14 protein-coding genes are annotated in these 16,780 nt (G+C 43.4%); 10 read left to right on the forward strand and 4 right to left on the reverse strand.

The features are described 5' to 3' along the window. Positions 1–12: 12 nt before the first annotated feature. Entirely contained in the window at positions 13–537 is a 525-nt protein-coding gene (locus DR864_RS11340; protein ID WP_114067081.1) for a hypothetical protein, read from the reverse strand. Between the two features lie 87 nt (positions 538–624). Further along, positions 625–975 carry a PadR family transcriptional regulator gene (locus DR864_RS11345; protein WP_114067082.1) on the reverse strand — a complete coding sequence of 117 codons (351 nt, stop codon included), beginning with the start codon at positions 973–975 and terminating at the stop codon, positions 625–627. 207 nt (positions 976–1,182) lie between these two features. Between DR864_RS11345 and DR864_RS11350 the strand changes: the two genes are divergently transcribed. From DR864_RS11350 to DR864_RS11395, 10 genes are all read left to right on the forward strand, one after another. Continuing rightward, a complete protein-coding gene (locus tag DR864_RS11350) occupies positions 1,183–1,989 on the forward strand; it encodes an MbnP family protein (protein WP_114067083.1) in 807 nt (268 codons plus the stop codon). Positions 1,990–2,001: 12 nt separating this feature from the next. Beyond that, a complete protein-coding gene (locus DR864_RS11355; RefSeq protein WP_114067084.1) occupies positions 2,002–3,084 on the forward strand; it encodes a cytochrome-c peroxidase in 1,083 nt (360 codons plus the stop codon). Between the two features lie 111 nt (positions 3,085–3,195). Continuing rightward, entirely contained in the window at positions 3,196–3,720 is a 525-nt protein-coding gene (locus DR864_RS11360; RefSeq protein WP_114067085.1) for a PAS domain-containing protein, read from the forward strand. Then, positions 3,713–3,916, forward strand: a complete 204-nt coding sequence (locus DR864_RS30540; protein WP_114067086.1) for a cysteine-rich CWC family protein — start codon at positions 3,713–3,715, stop codon at positions 3,914–3,916. The genes DR864_RS11360 and DR864_RS30540 overlap by 8 nt, the downstream gene beginning before the upstream one ends. Positions 3,917–4,005: 89 nt before the next feature. Continuing rightward, positions 4,006–5,376: a monooxygenase gene (locus tag DR864_RS11370; RefSeq protein ID WP_114067087.1), complete on the forward strand. Its 1,371-nt coding sequence runs from the start codon at positions 4,006–4,008 to the stop codon at positions 5,374–5,376. Between the two features lie 175 nt (positions 5,377–5,551). Further along, positions 5,552–6,856: a Gfo/Idh/MocA family protein gene (locus DR864_RS11375; protein ID WP_114070243.1), complete on the forward strand. Its 1,305-nt coding sequence runs from the start codon at positions 5,552–5,554 to the stop codon at positions 6,854–6,856. Between the two features lie 113 nt (positions 6,857–6,969). Next, complete coding sequence (locus DR864_RS11380; RefSeq protein WP_114067088.1) at positions 6,970–7,998, forward strand: glycoside hydrolase family 43 protein; 1,029 nt, start codon at positions 6,970–6,972, stop codon at positions 7,996–7,998. Positions 7,999–8,107: 109 nt separating this feature from the next. After that, the gene (locus tag DR864_RS11385; protein ID WP_114067089.1) at positions 8,108–8,746 is read left to right on the forward strand and encodes a response regulator; all 639 of its coding nucleotides are present in this window, start codon (positions 8,108–8,110) and stop codon (positions 8,744–8,746) included. Between the two features lie 5 nt (positions 8,747–8,751). After that, entirely contained in the window at positions 8,752–11,667 is a 2,916-nt protein-coding gene (locus DR864_RS11390; protein ID WP_114067090.1) for a sensor histidine kinase, read from the forward strand. 413 nt (positions 11,668–12,080) lie between these two features. Further along, positions 12,081–12,737 carry a response regulator gene (locus DR864_RS11395; protein ID WP_114067091.1) on the forward strand — a complete coding sequence of 219 codons (657 nt, stop codon included), beginning with the start codon at positions 12,081–12,083 and terminating at the stop codon, positions 12,735–12,737. A 125-nt stretch (positions 12,738–12,862) separates the two neighbouring features. Here the strand turns inward: DR864_RS11395 and DR864_RS11400 are convergent, their stop codons facing one another. Next, complete coding sequence (locus DR864_RS11400; protein ID WP_114067092.1) at positions 12,863–14,806, reverse strand: sensor histidine kinase; 1,944 nt, start codon at positions 14,804–14,806, stop codon at positions 12,863–12,865. A 3-nt stretch (positions 14,807–14,809) separates the two neighbouring features. Next, entirely contained in the window at positions 14,810–16,645 is a 1,836-nt protein-coding gene (locus tag DR864_RS11405) for a histidine kinase (RefSeq protein ID WP_162793732.1), read from the reverse strand. Positions 16,646–16,780 lie beyond the last annotated feature (135 nt).

Genomic DNA, 16,780 nt, shown 5'->3' on the forward strand with positions numbered 1-16,780 from the left:
TGGTGTACGCTATCAGGCAGGCACCGCATACCGATGGGGCGATTTCCTGAAAAACCACGTCCCCAAAGAATACGCTACCCCGCAAACGCCCACCATCCACATCATTCCGGCAGTAGAAAGAAAACTCCACGACCCCTGCGCCATACCCGACAGAAATGCCATGAGCATCATAAACAGCCCGACGCCCAATATCAGCGCACTGCGCAGGGCAAACGGATAAGATTGACGGAGGTCATAGGCACCGTAGGCTTTGTTACGAAACTCAAAAATAATATCATCCAGCGATGCATTTTCGAGTTGCTCGTCGGTCATTGCCACTTCGTGTTGGTACGTTTCTCGTAGATATTTAACCGCTTTTGTATTGGCTTCCTGGGTGATTTTTTCCAGGGCTAAATCAAAGTTATACCCTTTCCAAAGGTATTCCTCGGCTTCGCAGGCTAAATGATCAAGCAATTCAGTAATCAGGGCGTCGTTGGTACTGTTGCCGAGAAGGTGGTTGTGCAACCTGCTTAATTGTTCGGGAGTTAGCTTTTTCATCTCAAAAAGTCGTTGGGTATTAGTCGCTGATAATCATCCAATTCATTAGGTATTAACAACAAACTGAATAAAAAAATTGATTATTTTTTAACCTATTGACAGTCCTTGTTGGGGTTGAAGCAGGATTTGCATTGCTTCCACAAAACGCTCAAATTCAGAGACTTTTTGGATGGCAGTTGCGCTCCCACTCGGTGTAAGGGTGTAGTACTTGCGCAACCGCCCATCTACTTCCTCTGATTCGGTTAGCAAAAAACCTTCCTGCTCCAATTTGTGTAATACCGGATACAATGCTCCGAAGGTCAGAGTGATTTCGCCGTTGGTTCGCTCCTTTACTGACTGGGTAATTTCGTAGCCGTACATACGTCCCTGCTCGGCCAACAATTTTAACACAATTGTCTTGAGAGTTCCCCGTAAAAATTCGTTACTTGTTGCTTCCATAAGATTTAAAGAGTGATTTATGAGAACAAATATATATAAGTTTTTTATATATTAAAATTCTACACTGATTTTTTTCAAAATTAATTTAAAACCTAACGAAAACTGCATCATTTTGATTTCATCGCACGTTAGTATGATATAGAAGAGGAAAACTTTAACGGTCTTTTTCTCTTTTTCGAACCACGAAAACAGAAAACCGTAACAAATATGAAAAACATACTGCTGTACACAACAGCCGTCTCTTTGCTGATTCTGATTCAATCCTGCAACTCAAACCCCGACCCCACCGAGCGCAATTCACTCACCTTGACGTTCGACCATCGTGTTGGTGACAAAGCACTTACTTTAGGAACCGACACCTATCAAAACACATCAGGAGAAGACTTTTCGGTGACAACTTTCAATTATTTCATCAGCAATATTTCTCTCAAAAACGCAGACGGCTCTACTTTTGTCTATCCGCAGGATTCGAGTTATTTTTTGGTCAGAGAAACATTTCCTGCCTCCAAACAAATTACCTTGAAGCGTATCCCCGCTGGTGATTATACCGCCCTTACCTTCACGATTGGCGTGGACAGCCTCCGAAACACGATGGACCTCAGCCGTCGAAAAGGAGTCCTTGACCCAGGTGATGTCTCGCACGAGGGAGATGGCATGTATTGGTCATGGAATTCGGGCTATATTTTCCTAAAAATAGAAGGAAATTCTTCTAAAATTACCCCAGACCCAGCTGGCAATCAGAAATTTAGATACCACATTGGAGGGTATGGAGGCTACAACGCCAAAACGTTCAACAACCTCCGAACCGTGACTTTGCCGCTCGGAAACATTCCCGCCAAAGTCGGCCCTAACCAACAGCCCGTTATTACCATCGTTACAGACGTGTCGAAGTTATGGGACGGAGTACAGAAAATCAGTTTGGCTACGACCCCTACGGTTATGTTTTCGGACTATTCTACCACCGTTGCCAATAATTACGCAGCTATGTTTCGGGTTTCGGCGGTCAAAGAATAAAGGAGATTATCAATGAAAAAAACATTCATCATCGGGTTATCGTTGGGTCTCTGGGGATGGGCCGCGTGTAATCGTACCAACGAAACTCCCACCCCAACCGACCCCGACCCATCCACAGATAAAATAGAGGTTCCTCAACCAAGTTATTTTCCCAACAAAGTGTACGATTTATCTTCCAATCCGGTAACATCCGCTGGATTTCAACTGGGAAAATCCTTGTTCTATGACGGAATTTTGTCGCGCAATGGCACCATCGCTTGCGGCACCTGCCACCAACAAGCCGCCGCTTTTACCCACCACGGGCACGACCTCAGCCACGGCATCGACGACCGAATCGGGGCCCGCAATGCACCTGCCATTCAGAATTTGGCTTGGACCAAAGCGTTTTTTTGGGACGGTGGTGTGCCACATTTAGATTTATTTCCAATCGCACCCATCGAAAATCCGGTTGAAATGGACGAGAAATTACCCAACGTCCTACAAAAACTGCGCGAAAGCAAAAACCCCAATTACCCCGAACTTTTTAAAAAAGCATTTGGTAGCCCCGACATCACCACCGAGCGATTCAGCAAAGCACTCTCACAGTTTATGCTGCTTATGGTTTCCAACAATTCCCGCTATGATATCTACTTACGCGGCACCACCAACGCCCTTACAACCACTGAAAAAGAAGGACTTACAATCTTTAAACAGAAATGTAGCAGTTGCCATTCGGGAGAACTATTTACGGATCAAAGTTACCGCAACAACGGGTTGAGCACCGACCGAAACCCCGACCAAGGGCGTTTTAACGTTACCCAAAACCCCGACGACCGATTTAAATTCAAAGTTCCTAGCCTGCGAAATTTAGGCTATACTGCCCCCTACATGCACGACGGGCGATTTACGTCATTGGAGCAAGTATTAGAACATTATTCAAAAAATATAAAACAAACACCCACCCTCGATGGTTTACTTCAACAGGATGGAAAATTGGGCATAGCACTTACGGAAGAGGAGAAGCAAAAAGTCATTGCCTTTCTGAAAACACTATCCGACGAACAGTTTGTTCAGGATACTCGTTTTTCAGACCCTGGCTTCGGACATTCTTTCTAGTCACCAATTATTGAGCGAATTACAGATTATCAATAATCTACAATTATTCACTTATCCCCCCAAAAACAGTTATTTTTAAGTTATATTTTTTGAATTAAACAGGGAGTAAAAATGTATTCAACGTCTGCTTTTGCCAACATGATACGAAAGTCTTACGCCAAATCGGAGGGTGATTCTCCGCTGTTTTGCTGGGACATTGTTCAGCTGTACCGGGCAACGTCAACCAATACCCAACACGATGTTTCTACGTTGAAAACCCTCATGGCAACGCAACAATGGTCGTTGGACCTCAACTTTGATGATTTGTTACAAAATGAATTCACCATCGTTGTGACCGATACGCGTCAAACAATTCAATGGGTAAGCTCGTCGTTCCAGCAAATGACTGGGTATAGCAAGCACGAAGCCATTGGCCAAAAACCCAGTTTTTTGCAGGGTGCAAATACCAACCCACAGCAACTTGCGTTTTTGAGAGAGCAACTTACGGCTGGTAACAAAACCCAGACCGAAGTGGTGAACTATCGTAAAAACGGTGAGGAATACTTGTGTTGGATTGAGGCCTTGCCAGTCATGAATCGCAAAGGCGAATTAGTCAACTATTTGGCCATCGAAAAAGAAGTAAAACAAGTTGGATAACCTTTCAACCCAACCCCTTCACTCCTGCCCCCGTTGCCACCAGTCGTTTGAATGTACGCCCTATTCAGCGACGGGCTGCGTATGTTTTCAGTTTAAGATTCCCCCTCAGGTTGCGGATTTTATAAAAGCGAATTTCGACAGTTGCCTATGTCCAGCGTGCCTTACGGAATTGATTGAAGCGGCCACCCCGAATTAAACCATTTCGTAGAAGAATTGTCTCATTAGCAACATTCTGGGAAGTAAAAATAACGTATCTTCGACCCGTAAAAATAGCCCTGCATCTGCATGAAGACCTTCAACGCTTACTATGCCACATTATTGACTGCCATCACAACGGCGCTATGGGTAGGTTCCTGCCAAACCAAAGAGGCCGATGTGCTTGAAGAAGGTTCTTTTAAACTCATTCAGACGCAGATTTTTGACAAATCTTGCGCCACTTCGGGCTGCCACGCTTCAGAGCAAGACGCCTCCTTTCGTCAACACGGGCTGGTGTTAACCGCCGATGTTTCTTATACCAATCTGATTAATAAATTTGCAAAAAACACCGCTGCCAACGCTGATTCTATGCGTTTGGTCACGCCTGGCAACGTCGCCAAGAGCTTTCTTTACACCAAAATCAATTGCAGCGCCGCGTCGCTTTTGGCAGGAAAACAGTACGGAAACCCCATGCCTCTGGGAGCCAACGGGCTTTCGGTTGGTGAAATAGAATTTATTCGTAAATGGATTGAATCAGGAGCGGCGCGTTCGGGTGGCTCAGTCGATGCCTCTTTGATTACCAATTCAGTCCCGTTGTGCGGCTCTAGCTTCGGAAGTACCTTTACGGCCCTTGCTCCGCCCAAGCCAAGCGAAGGCCTACAATTACATTTGGAACCATTTGAAGTAGCCAATACGTACGAGCGTGAGATTTTTGTGCGTAAACCCGTCAATAATGCGTCCGAACTATACATCAATCGCGTTCAAACACGCATGAGACCTGGCAGCCATCATTTTATTCTATATAACTTTAAGAATACCAACAACTTACCCACTGAGGGGCAAGTTCGTGACCTCCGCAATTCCGATGGAACCAACAATCTGCTTACTTTTTTAAGTATGCAAAATCACGTTTTCTGGGCAGGTACGCAAACACAGGAGCATGATTACCAATTTCCCGAGGGCGTAGCACTCCGTATTCCCGCCAATTATTCGTTTGACTTTAACTCTCATTATGTCAATAAAACAGCGGGAAAAATCCCTGGTGAAGTATATGTAAATCTCTATAAACTGGAGAAGGAAAAAGTGAAAATTGTGGCCAATTCGCTCAATTTAGGCCACGAAAGCTTTAGCCTTCCTGCTGGACAGCGCACAGTAGTGACCAAGAGCTTTATCTTTTCAAAACCCACCAAAGTGCTGATGCTAACTTCTCATACGCACAAATTGGGCGAGAAATACGTCATCAAAATTGTGGGTGGTCCCCGCAACGGAGAGATTGTCTACGAAAGTACCGACTGGGAACACCCCCTTATCAAAACATTTGTGCAACCACTCGAATTTAACAAAGGAGAGGGCCTGATGTCGGAAGTCACCTTCAATAACACCACCACCAAAACGGTCAAATTCGGTCTTACCAGCGAAGACGAAATGGACATTATCTTCGGATATTATTACGAACAGTAATTGGTAAAATTGAGACCTTGTTTCTATCGAAGTAGTACTCTTCAGTGCCACTGTCTGCCGCATTGAATTTCGACAACAAAAAGTAACAAACATTTTTGCCTGTATTATTGGGGAGGTTTGCATTTAAACGCTCTTTTTGAGTTATTAATCAAAATCTTTACCAGCATACACCATGATCAATCGTCGTACTTTCATTCAAAATACTGCTGCGGGTGCGGCGGTTACCTTATTTTCTCCCTACGGAATCGCCGCGCCACGCGCCACCAAATATCGTACGGCACTCATCGGTACGGGTTGGTGGGGTATGAATATCCTGCGGGCTGCCATGGCCGCAGGGCAATCGAAAGTAGTGGCGATGTGCGACGTTGACCAAAACCAAATCGGCAAGGCAGCGGCCGAAGTGGAAAAACTAAACGGTGATAAGCCCAAACAATACCGCGATTTTCGGGAACTCTTAGCAACCGAAAAACCCGAGATTGTGATTGTAGCTACCCCCGACCACTGGCACCCGCTGATTTGCATAGCGGCCGTGCAAGCTGGCGCACACGTGTACGTCGAAAAACCCATCAGCCACACCATCAACGAAGGGAAAGCCATGGTGGCGGCGGCCCGCAAAACGGGCAAAGTGGTACAAGTAGGAACACACCGCCGCGTATCACCGCACAATATTTCGGGCCGGGATTTTATCCGTTCGGGCAAAGCGGGAAAAATCGGAATGGTGCGCACTTTTGTGCATTACGGCGGCGGCCCTGGTCAAGTAACCCCCGATAGCGAAACCCCTCAAGGAATGGATTGGGACATGTGGTGCGGTCCCGCACCGCTACGCCCTTTTAATACCAAAATTCACCCGCGCGGTTTTCGTCAATACCTCGACTACGCCAACGGCACGTTGGGCGACTGGGGCATTCACTGGCTCGACCAATTGTTGTGGATAATGGAAGAAAAATATCCACGTAAAGTGTTCTCTGCTGGTGGACGCGCCATCAAAACCGACAATACCGACGCGCCCGATCATCAAGTGGCCGTGTATGAATTTGAAAATTTTACCGCAACTTGGGAGCACCGCCAATTTGCGGGAAATAACGCCGAAAAAACGCACCCACAACAGGCCGTAGGTTGCTATTTTTACGGAACGGAAGGTACTTTTCACATGGGTTGGCTTGATGGTTGGACGTTCTACCCAACCGACTCCAAAAAGCCAGTCATCCACGAAGACGCCAAACTGGACCTGCCCGACCAGCAAAACATTGCCAACCTTTGGGCTGATTTTCTGGACTCCATTGAGAAAAAACGAACTCCCGTTTGTGACATCGAAATCGGCCATCGCTCTAGCAACATGGCACTGCTCGGTATGCTCTCCATGAAGGCAGGACGAAGCATCGAATGGGACGGTGAAAAGGGAATCATCAAAAACGACCCCGAAGCCAACAAACTGCTGGAAAGAGCGTATCGGAAAGGTTGGGAATATCCGAAGGTGTAGCTATTTTGAGCTGAACAACCGAGCAATAAGCCCTATAAAACCGCAAAAGTATCAATATCATTTTTGCGGTTTTATATTTTAAAAACGAGTACCATTGATTCTACCATTTACTGATGAAAAAAATCATTTTCTTCTTTCTATTTCATGCTTTTGCGCAAGCCCAAACATTCAAAAACCCCTTGCTTCCAGCAGGAGCCGACCCGTGGTCGATTTACAAAGACGGTTTTTACTATTACATGCATACGACCGGCAAAGATCTGACCATCTGGAAAACCAAAGATTTGTCGCAACTCGCCACGGCTCAAAAAACGGTTATCTGGACTCCGCCTGCCACAGGCCCCTATTCAAAAGAAATCTGGGCACCCGAGCTGCATTTCTTACAAAATAAATGGTACATCTATTTTGCCGCCGACGACGGTCGAAACCGCAATCATCGTCTGTACGTATTAGAAAACTCCTCCCCCGACCCCACCCAAGGCACTTGGGCTATGAAAGGACAACTCAAAACACCCCAAGACAAATGGGCCATTGATGGTTCGGTTTTTGAGCACAATGGACAGATGTATCTTACATGGTCAGGCTGGGAGGGCGACGAAAACGGTCGTCAGGATATCTTTCTGTGCAAAATGAGTAACCCGTGGACCTGTGTCGGCAAGCGTATTCGAATCTCTGACCCTCAGTTTGAATGGGAACACCACGGCCTGCTAACTCGCCCCGGACCTGATGACAAACCCATGGTATTGGTCAATGAAGGCCCGCAGTTTCTGAAAAGCCCAAACGGCAGAATCAACATCATCTTTTCGGCGAGTGGCTGCTGGACAGACTATTATGCGTTGGGTATGATTCATGCCGCTCCCACTGCCGATTTAATGAACCCCCAAACTTGGAAGAAGCATCCGACCCCGGTTTTTTGGGCAAATAACGTACAGGGCACTCATGCTGCTGGGCACAATAGTTTTTTCAAATCACCCGATGGAAGCCAAAATTGGATTCTTTACCATGCCAATTCGGAAGCTGGCCAAGGCTGCGGCAAGCAAAGAGCGCCCCGTATGCAGCCCTTTACCTTCACCGCCGACGGCGTTCCCGTCTTTGGAAGTCCGCTGTCGCCAGAGGTCGAAATGTCGATTCCGAAAGTGAATTAATGGTAATTTTATTTTCCGCTAAGGGAAATTAAGAAAAAGACATAAATTTTAGCTACATAAATGCTAAGATTGCATACATGAGTAAATGATGGTGATATAAAACGATTGTATGCAAAAATCTATTCATATTCTCATTGCCGACGACCATCGCCTTTTTGCCGATGGAATGAAGTTTATTCTTAGTTTTTCTATAGAGAATGCTTCTGTAGATACCGTCGAAGATGGGGAAGCTGTACTACAATATTTACAGCAAAAAGTACCAGATGTAGTATTATTAGACATTCATTTGCCGAAGATGTCTGGTATTGATGTTGCCCGATACATTCGCCTACATCATCCTAAGGTACGGATCTTGGCCGTATCCATGGCCGACGACCGCGAAACCATCCAGGCCATGTATGACGCGGGAGTGTTGGGGTATTGTCTCAAAACAGCAGGCCAGGCTGAGTTATTAACGGCACTCGATAAAGTGAGTCGAAATGAGCCTTATTTTAGTCCCGAAATTGTCCCTATTTTGTTACAGCCGCGTCCTATTGAGAAATTAAATGCATTTATTGAGAAACTCACCGCCCGAGAAATCGAACTTATCCAATGGTTGATTCAGGGGCACAGTGCCGCACAGATTGCCAAAAAACTTTTCCTCAGTACCTATACCGTCGAAACCCACCGAAAAAACATCTACGCCAAACTCAATGTCCACAGTTTGAGTGAATTGATAACCTTTGCCCTAAAACATAACCTTGCCTAACCACTATGCATCTACTGCGTTACATCAAAGTGTTGTGTGCGGTGTTGGCAGGTGGCTTGCTTCACTACCGAGCAGAGGCGCAAAAGAAGTATTATGTGACGCAAATAGACAGCGAGATCGGGATGCCTCAATCCACCGTCTACGCCATGATGAAAGATTCCAAAGGCTTTGTTTGGTTGGGTACGGCGCAAAGTTTGAGCCGTTTTGATGGCAGTAGAATACGAAATTTCACCACTACAGGCCTGGGCAACACTCGTAAAGTGTCAGGACGGCTCGTCAGAGCAATTGTGGAAGATGCCGATACCCATTTATGGCTTTCGATAAACGATGCGCTGGTCAGATTTGACCGTAAAACAGAGCGCTTCACCTTTTTAAAACAACGTATAAGGGAAAATTTGGAGTATGTATTTGGGTGGCCGATAGCTGTTAAAGGCACCAAAGTTTGGTGCATAGCGCCCAACACCAGAGAGTTGTTCTACTATGATTATCAAACGCGCAAAAAAAGGGTCATTTTAACCAACATACCATATTTTAACGATACTTACCTTCTCCTCAACCGCAGTTCTTTTGACGGTAAATCAGGCATTTGGGTTCATCTTATGGAAGGGCTGATGTACTTCGACCTAAATACCCTACGTACGTCTTACTTTTTCAGTAAACACCCGCAGAATATGGCAGGTCCTCCGCTCTCTGCCAATACATTTACGGTTAAAAATGATACTTTATTAATAGAAACCAGCAGTGGAGCCTTAACCCTGCACATATCTTCTCGACGCTACGGGGTTACTCAAAAAAAGTTAGCTTTAGGTATTACACCTAATTCAGTCATTTCCTTCCCCCCAACCAGTATAGTATCATCCACCGATTTTGGTGATGGAATTATTTGGGTTCAACACGCAAATGGTGTCTACAAACTCAGTCCCGTTTTGCCAAAATTCAACAAGATCACCCCAGCCAGTCACCCTGAGTTTAACAATAACCCCTCCATCCACTCCATCAATTCACTGAGTGACACCACAATAAGAATTGGCACAAGACAAAACAACTACCTATACAATCGTCGTTCGAAACAATTTTCACAAACGTCCTCTGCTGATATTTTGATTTCGATGCCAGGCAGGCTAATTCCAACTTCAAACGGCGATTATTGGCTTTTGTCTTCAAAAGGACTGTGTCTCTACACTGCCCGCACCCGCACTACTGAATGCTTTACAAATCCTGACACCCTCACACCCGAAACAAAGTGGGCAAACTCCATCTTTAAAGTAATTGAGACGCCCCCCAATGCGTTGCTGGTATCGACCGAATCGGGCCTATTTGTATTCAATAAACAGGATAAAAAATACCAGCGAATACCCTTTTTTGGCAACCACCCTACCCGCTTTCCCGTTAAAGACCACGAGGGTCGACTATATATTACGATGGACAGTACCCTCCACATTGGCCGCTTGAAAGGTACCAATTGGGTGCCCCAGACAACCCCAAAACAAGGGTATTTCTTTAGGAATGGCTTTGAAGACACCCTGCACCAAGTCATTTGGGGCGCCGCCTGGAATGGATTGAAGATGATTCGGAAGAAGGATTGGTCGATAAAAGTTTGGACAAAAAAGGATGGACTGATTGATTCCTATATCTACGACGTGCTCGTTGATAAAAAAGGCGATGTCTGGTTCAGTACCAATAAAGGTATTTCGAGACTAAATTTAACAACTAAGAAGGTAGACAATTTCCGTCTTTCTGACGGACTCCAAAGTCTTGAGTTTAATTCCAGCACCGCCCATATTACCGCCGACGGGGAGTTCTTTTTTGGAGGGGTGCGCGGTTTTAATCATTTTTATCCAGAAGAGATAACAATCAATAAACAACTTCCCGTCCCGATTTTGACCGATTTTAAAGTGCGCGAACAACCCTTTGAGCTACCCTCGAAATTAGGTGAAACCTCTGATATTCAGTTATCAGCGGAAGACAACACCTTTTCAATTGATTACAGCGCCATTGATTTTTTTAGCTCCGGTCAAAACACGTATCAATATCGGCTGGTGGGACTGGATGACCAGTGGATCAACGCTGATGGCCAAACGACCGCCCGGTTTGGTCAGGTGCCGCCGGGCAGCTATACGTTTGAACTGAAAGTCGCCAATAATGACGGGATATGGAACAACACTCCCCGGCAGCTTCGCATCGTCGTGCCTCCCCCTATGACTGGTACGTTATGGTTTCGCGCCCTAATGATTCTCTTATTGCTGGCCGGTCTATACGGCCTATACCGTTACCAGCTTTTTCAGGTGTACCAAAAGCAGCGGTTGGAATTGGAAGTAACCATGAAAACGCAGGAAGCAGAACGTCAGCGTTTTGCCATAGAGCTGCATGATGGTATTGGGGCAAATCTGGCAACCCTCAAACTCTACCTGAGCGCCCTCGAAAATCCTAAGTTTCCGTCTAAAGAACTTAGTCAACGTGCTTCTCTGCTGCTGGATACCTCATTCGTTGAGTTACGACAATTAATTCATAACCTAAGCCCGCGGACCCTGACGCAATTGGGGCTTGTGGAAGCTATCCGTAAAATCACTGCCGATATTTGTCAAAGTCATCAGCAATTGCACATTGCTTTTGAACACGATGAAATGCCAGAATCAATGGAAGAGATCACACGCATAAACCTGTACCGAATCATTCAGGAGTTACTCCAAAATACCCTCAAACACGCCCAAGCCACGCAAATTTCCATTGAACTTAGGCAGCTGAACCACCAATTTCAATTGTATTATCACGACAACGGACGAGGTTTTTTATCCACTCAAACTACTCGCGGCAACGGCCTGACAAACATTGAAAGCAGGGTGATGCTTCTGAACGGCAAGCTGCACATTGATACTGCCCCGGGCCAAGGATTTACAATTCTCCTTAAAATACCGTCATAATTTGCCTCAAAACAATTGCGTATATACACATACGTTTGATTGTAACACGTAAAACTACGCAGTCATCTACCCTACTTAGGGTATCAAAAATACCGCACTCAGGGTATTGTACACTGCCTGAATATTCCTCAACTTTAAAGTATATTTTTCTGATACATGAGCACCAATCCTAAACCTATGCGGTGGTGGCCTATTTTGTTTTTGGCCGTCATTGCAATATTGATTGCCATCATAGGTTTATTGTTTTTCTAATACCCCTACCCGAATTGGGGGGAGAGAAATAACCTATTTTATGCAAGTTTTGTACCGAAAAAACGTCTAAACATGCCCTACAATGAATTTACTTCCTACCGCTCGCGGCAGTGAGGTACAGCTCCCCTATAATACGTGTATTGAATTAACTTACCCTATTAATGAACACTACTGACCGAATCAAAATATTGCTTGTTGATGATCATCAAATGATTTTAGAAAGTCTAAAACTCCTCTTTAGACGAATTCCCAATGTAGAGATTGTGAATACCATCAGTGATAGTCGCCAAGTTCTGCCGTGGTTAAGTACCAATAAAGTGGATTTGATCGTGTCTGATTTTAACATGCCCTATTTGAGCGGGGTTGATTTAACCCTTCAAATTAGACAGCAACATCTCGCTATCAAAGTGATTTTACTCACCATGTTAGAAGATGCAGCTCATATCCGTGAGGCGATTAAGGCAGGAGTGAATGGGTATATTTTAAAAAAATCAGAACGAGAAGAATTGGAAAGGGCCATTGAGTTGATTATGCAAGGGAAGCGATATTTTAGTCCGGCGATTATCGATGAACTCAGTGCTTACACGGATGAAGACCAAAACAATGCTCAGCCAGCAACTATTCAAAACCTCACAGAGCGTGAAATCGAAGTTTTAAAGCATATAGCAATGGAGTACTCAAGCCCTGAGATAGCCGATAAACTCTTCATTAGCCTCTCAACAGTAGAAACTCACCGACGGAATTTGTTTCATAAATTGAACGTCAAAAGCGCCATTGGGTTGACCAAATATGCTTTGAAGCATGGGTTAGTAGAGTAGATTATCCAGCAAAAATAGTGCTTACGGCAATTTCAAAATTGGGTAATACGAGTGCGGCAGAGCAAATGTCGTTTTCAACGCAATAACCTTTTAGCATGAAACCACCAAAGGCTCACGGTTGTGATTTATGAAGTAATAGGAACGACGATCTCGCTGCTCATACCTCCATCGGGCAAGTTTTGAATGTGCCATTTTCCGCCCAAACTCTCTACACGTGCCATTATGTTTTTCATGCCTTTTCCATCAGAGTCATTGTCAAAAAAACCTCGCCCATTGTCGGCGACGGTTAGCTGCACTTGGTTTTGCTCTCGGGCAAGGGCAATAGAAGCCTGAGTAGCGTGGGCGTGTTTGAGGATGTTGTTGATGAGTTCGAGGCAGATACTGTAGAGTTCAAACTCTATTTTTGGCGAGAGTCGTCCTAATTGCGAGTCAATGGAGAGGTCAAATTGAATGGTTTTGGTTTGGTTTATTTTACGGATAAAGTGCCTAAGTGCTTCCGCCAATCCCTGTTTTTCAAATTCTTCTGGCAGTAGGTTGTGAGAGAGGAGCCGGATCTCATTGTAGGCGGTATCAAGCATTTGTTTTAAGTGCCGATAGACGTTCTTCTCATCATGGTCGAGATTATTGGTATCAATGGCATTGACGGTATAAATCAGCGAGGACATGGTACTGCCGAGGCTATCGTGGAGGTCCGCCGCTACGCGCTTGCGCTCAATGGTTTGGCCTTGGAGGAGGGCGGCTTGCAGTTCGGTGTTTTGCTTGAGTAGAGTATTCTGTTTTTCTTCGGAGAGTTGTTGAACCTCTACCAATTTCAATGTCAAAGATTTACTTGTTTGAGCAAATTCTCTTGCCAAAAATAAGGTTATACTTAATGGGACACTTACAGTACCAATGTTTGTAAAAACATGTCTTGGAATTACACTTTCATAGGGAATAGATGAAGCGATTGTAAAAATTACATAGAGAATAGCCCCACCCAAAATTATCCATGAACCATCTTTTTTTCTTTGACGGGCTATTATTGAAACTCTGGCAACATCTAAAAAGATTAAGGATGAAGCAATCAAAAGAGGATGTGTCGAATTAATATACGTGGCCATTTGTGGATTAAAATACCGAATAAATATAATAACAAATACCACCAATGCTATAAAGTTAAAAATAAATCCCCTACGAACAGAGAAAATTAAATAAACTGCAATTAGAAGAAAAAAATAGCCAGAGAGCCGAATAAGGAAATAAACATTGAAGAAATTCTCAAAGTCTGATACATAATAGACATATTTATAAACAATACTTTGGTACAAAAAAAAGATAAATAGAAATAAGCACCCTAAACCAAAAAATAAATTTGCTTTTTGGTAACGATATAAAAAATAAAAAAACAAATGCAAAACACATAATATAAAGAAAAGTCCAGCTTTAAAAGCATCTAATGAAGTGGCATCAAAATCACCCCTTTGTTCATAGTTATTAAGATGAAATGCATCACGCTTTTCTGGATTTTTAGGCTCAGTTCTAAACAATTTTATTCCTAAGCCTAAACATTTTTGATTATTGGATCTTTGATAAATTATAACATTTTGATAGGCAAAACGTACAGCCAATACTTGCTTTGTTTTATCGCCAGTGTAAAGATGAATTACAGGTTTGTAATAATCCATGGAAAAGAAGCCTTGTACATCTTTAGGGTTACTGCTAACTATTCCCAAATTTCCAATAAAAATACCATTTTGATAAAATTCAGCGGCCAAGAATTGGTTCGTTTGAAGACTTAGAATGGTATTTTTCAGAGACGAATCTACATTCAAATTTATTCGAAACCACCCAATTCCAGCTTTCTGTATTTGGGGTAAATCATCTATCTTTTTGTTAGGGTCAATACGCTCCCATTTACTATCATCAAAATCAGGTTTTGCAAAATCTGGGTTATCGCCAGCGTGCCATTTCCAGCCCTTGTCGAGCAAAATGCCCTGTGTAGGAATACTGTCAATACGAAAAACCTCACTTTGGGCCCAACTACTTAAATGAATACTCGTTAGGAATAGCAGCGTCAGGAGTTTTTTCATTGCTTAAATAGGAATAGAAATGGCTGAAGAAGTACCTATATTCTGTTTTGAATCATACTGCCAGGTTCCGTTGAGGCTTTCTATGCGGGCCTTTACGTTTTTCATACCTTTGCCGTCGGAGTCATTGTCAAAAAAGCCGCGCCCATTGTCGGCGATGAAAAGCTTCACTTGATTCTTTTCATGGGCAAGTGAAATAGAAGCCTTAGTAGCGTGTGCGTGTTTGAGGATGTTATTGATGAGTTCGAGGCAAATGCTGTAGAGTTCAAACTCTGTTTTGGGCGAGAGTCGTCCCAATTGCGGGTCAATGGAGAGGTCAAATTGAATGGTTTTGGTTTGGTTGATTTTTCGAACGAAATGCCTAAGTGCTTCGGCCAGTCCCTGTTTTTCAAACTCTTCGGGCAGCAGATTGTGGGAGAGGAGTCTAATTTCGTTGTAGGCCGTATCGAGCATTTGTTTTAAGTGCAGATAGACGTTTTGCTCCTGGTCATCGAGGTTTTTGGTATCAATTGCGTTGACGGTATAGATCAGCGAAGACATGGTGCTGCCGAGGCTATCGTGGAGGTCAGCCGCTACGCGCTTGCGCTCGATGGTTTGGCCTTGGAGCATAGCTTGGGAGATTTCGGTGTTTTTCAGCCGAAGCTTTATGTTTGAATAATAGACATATCCAACCAACCCCAACAAAGAAAGTAGTAATATTACCAAAAAGAACCCCAAATTTGACTGTTTTTCAGCTTCTTTTTTGAGGTTTTCATTTTCAAGAGCACTAATTTTAAGTTTACTCTGCTCGCTTTGGTATTTGATATTGAACTCAGAGATTTCTTTTGTGTGAACTATATTATTAACTCTGTTTTTCGTTTCTGCATACTCGTTCAGAAAATGATACGCTTTTTTATAGTCACTTTTTGCCAAATAACACTTGTGTACTATTTCAAGGAAATCCAATCTGTCATTTTCAAAATCACTTCGATAGGTATATGTTTTTCCATTGTTATTTAAGTGTTCTAAACTTTTAAAACAATGATTTAATGTTTCATCATAATTTTTAGCTTTAAAGAAGAAATTTGCCACCGCTTTAGCATAAATCATTTTTACATATTGAATATAACTGGGGTCTTGATAGGACACTTCATTGTTGAATAATTCTTCCGTTTTTGAATGATAATATGCCGCTTTTTTAATATCTTTTTTGTTGATATAACAAGCTGAAATGCTTGAATAGATGGTTGGTAAAACGGCTTTGTTAGGGGAAGAAATTTGTGTTTTTTCTGCTATTTTTAAATATTTTAGCGCACTATCATATTGTTTTAGAGATAAATAATATTCTCCGATGTAATCATAGGCACGAGCTATTTCAAACATTGATTGGGACTTTAATGCTAATTGTAGCGCGTTTTGATAATAACCTAATGCAATCTTTTTGTCATTGGGGTGAGACAAAATATAGTTGTAAATAGCCCCAATTCTCATATACGCATACGCAGCTTGGGAGAGGTTTTTCCTCGCTTCTAACCTCTTCGCAATAGCCGATAAGCGCTCTATACTCGTTTTTCCGTTTATTGAGTTTACCCCTTTGTCAGCTTCTCTGATTCCCTGCATGAGACAGGCTAACTCGCTGTTTTTGAGATTACACCGAAACCTTACAGAATCCCTCCACTTTTCATGGTCAAAAGAAGCTGATTGGGTCAACAAGTAGATGGCTTCGAGTACCATGCTGTCCCGCACAATAGGGTTTGAAATTTTCCTCGCCTCAGCCAATTGCCTCAGTAGCACTTCCTGTGCTGTGAGCGGTAAATCGGAAAGGAGGAGTATGATAGAAAAGTAAATGATTTTCTTCATCATTTTGATAAAAGGTTCATTCCTAAAATTCACTTTTTGAAACCTTAATTCAAAACGTTTTCCTAAAAAAGCACAAATATCATGGTAAACCATGAGAACAAAATCAGGGTTTACCATGAGTTAAAATCAGGGTAACTG

Source organism: Runella rosea (genome assembly GCF_003325355.1).
Lineage (GTDB): Bacteria > Bacteroidota > Bacteroidia > Cytophagales > Spirosomataceae > Runella > Runella rosea.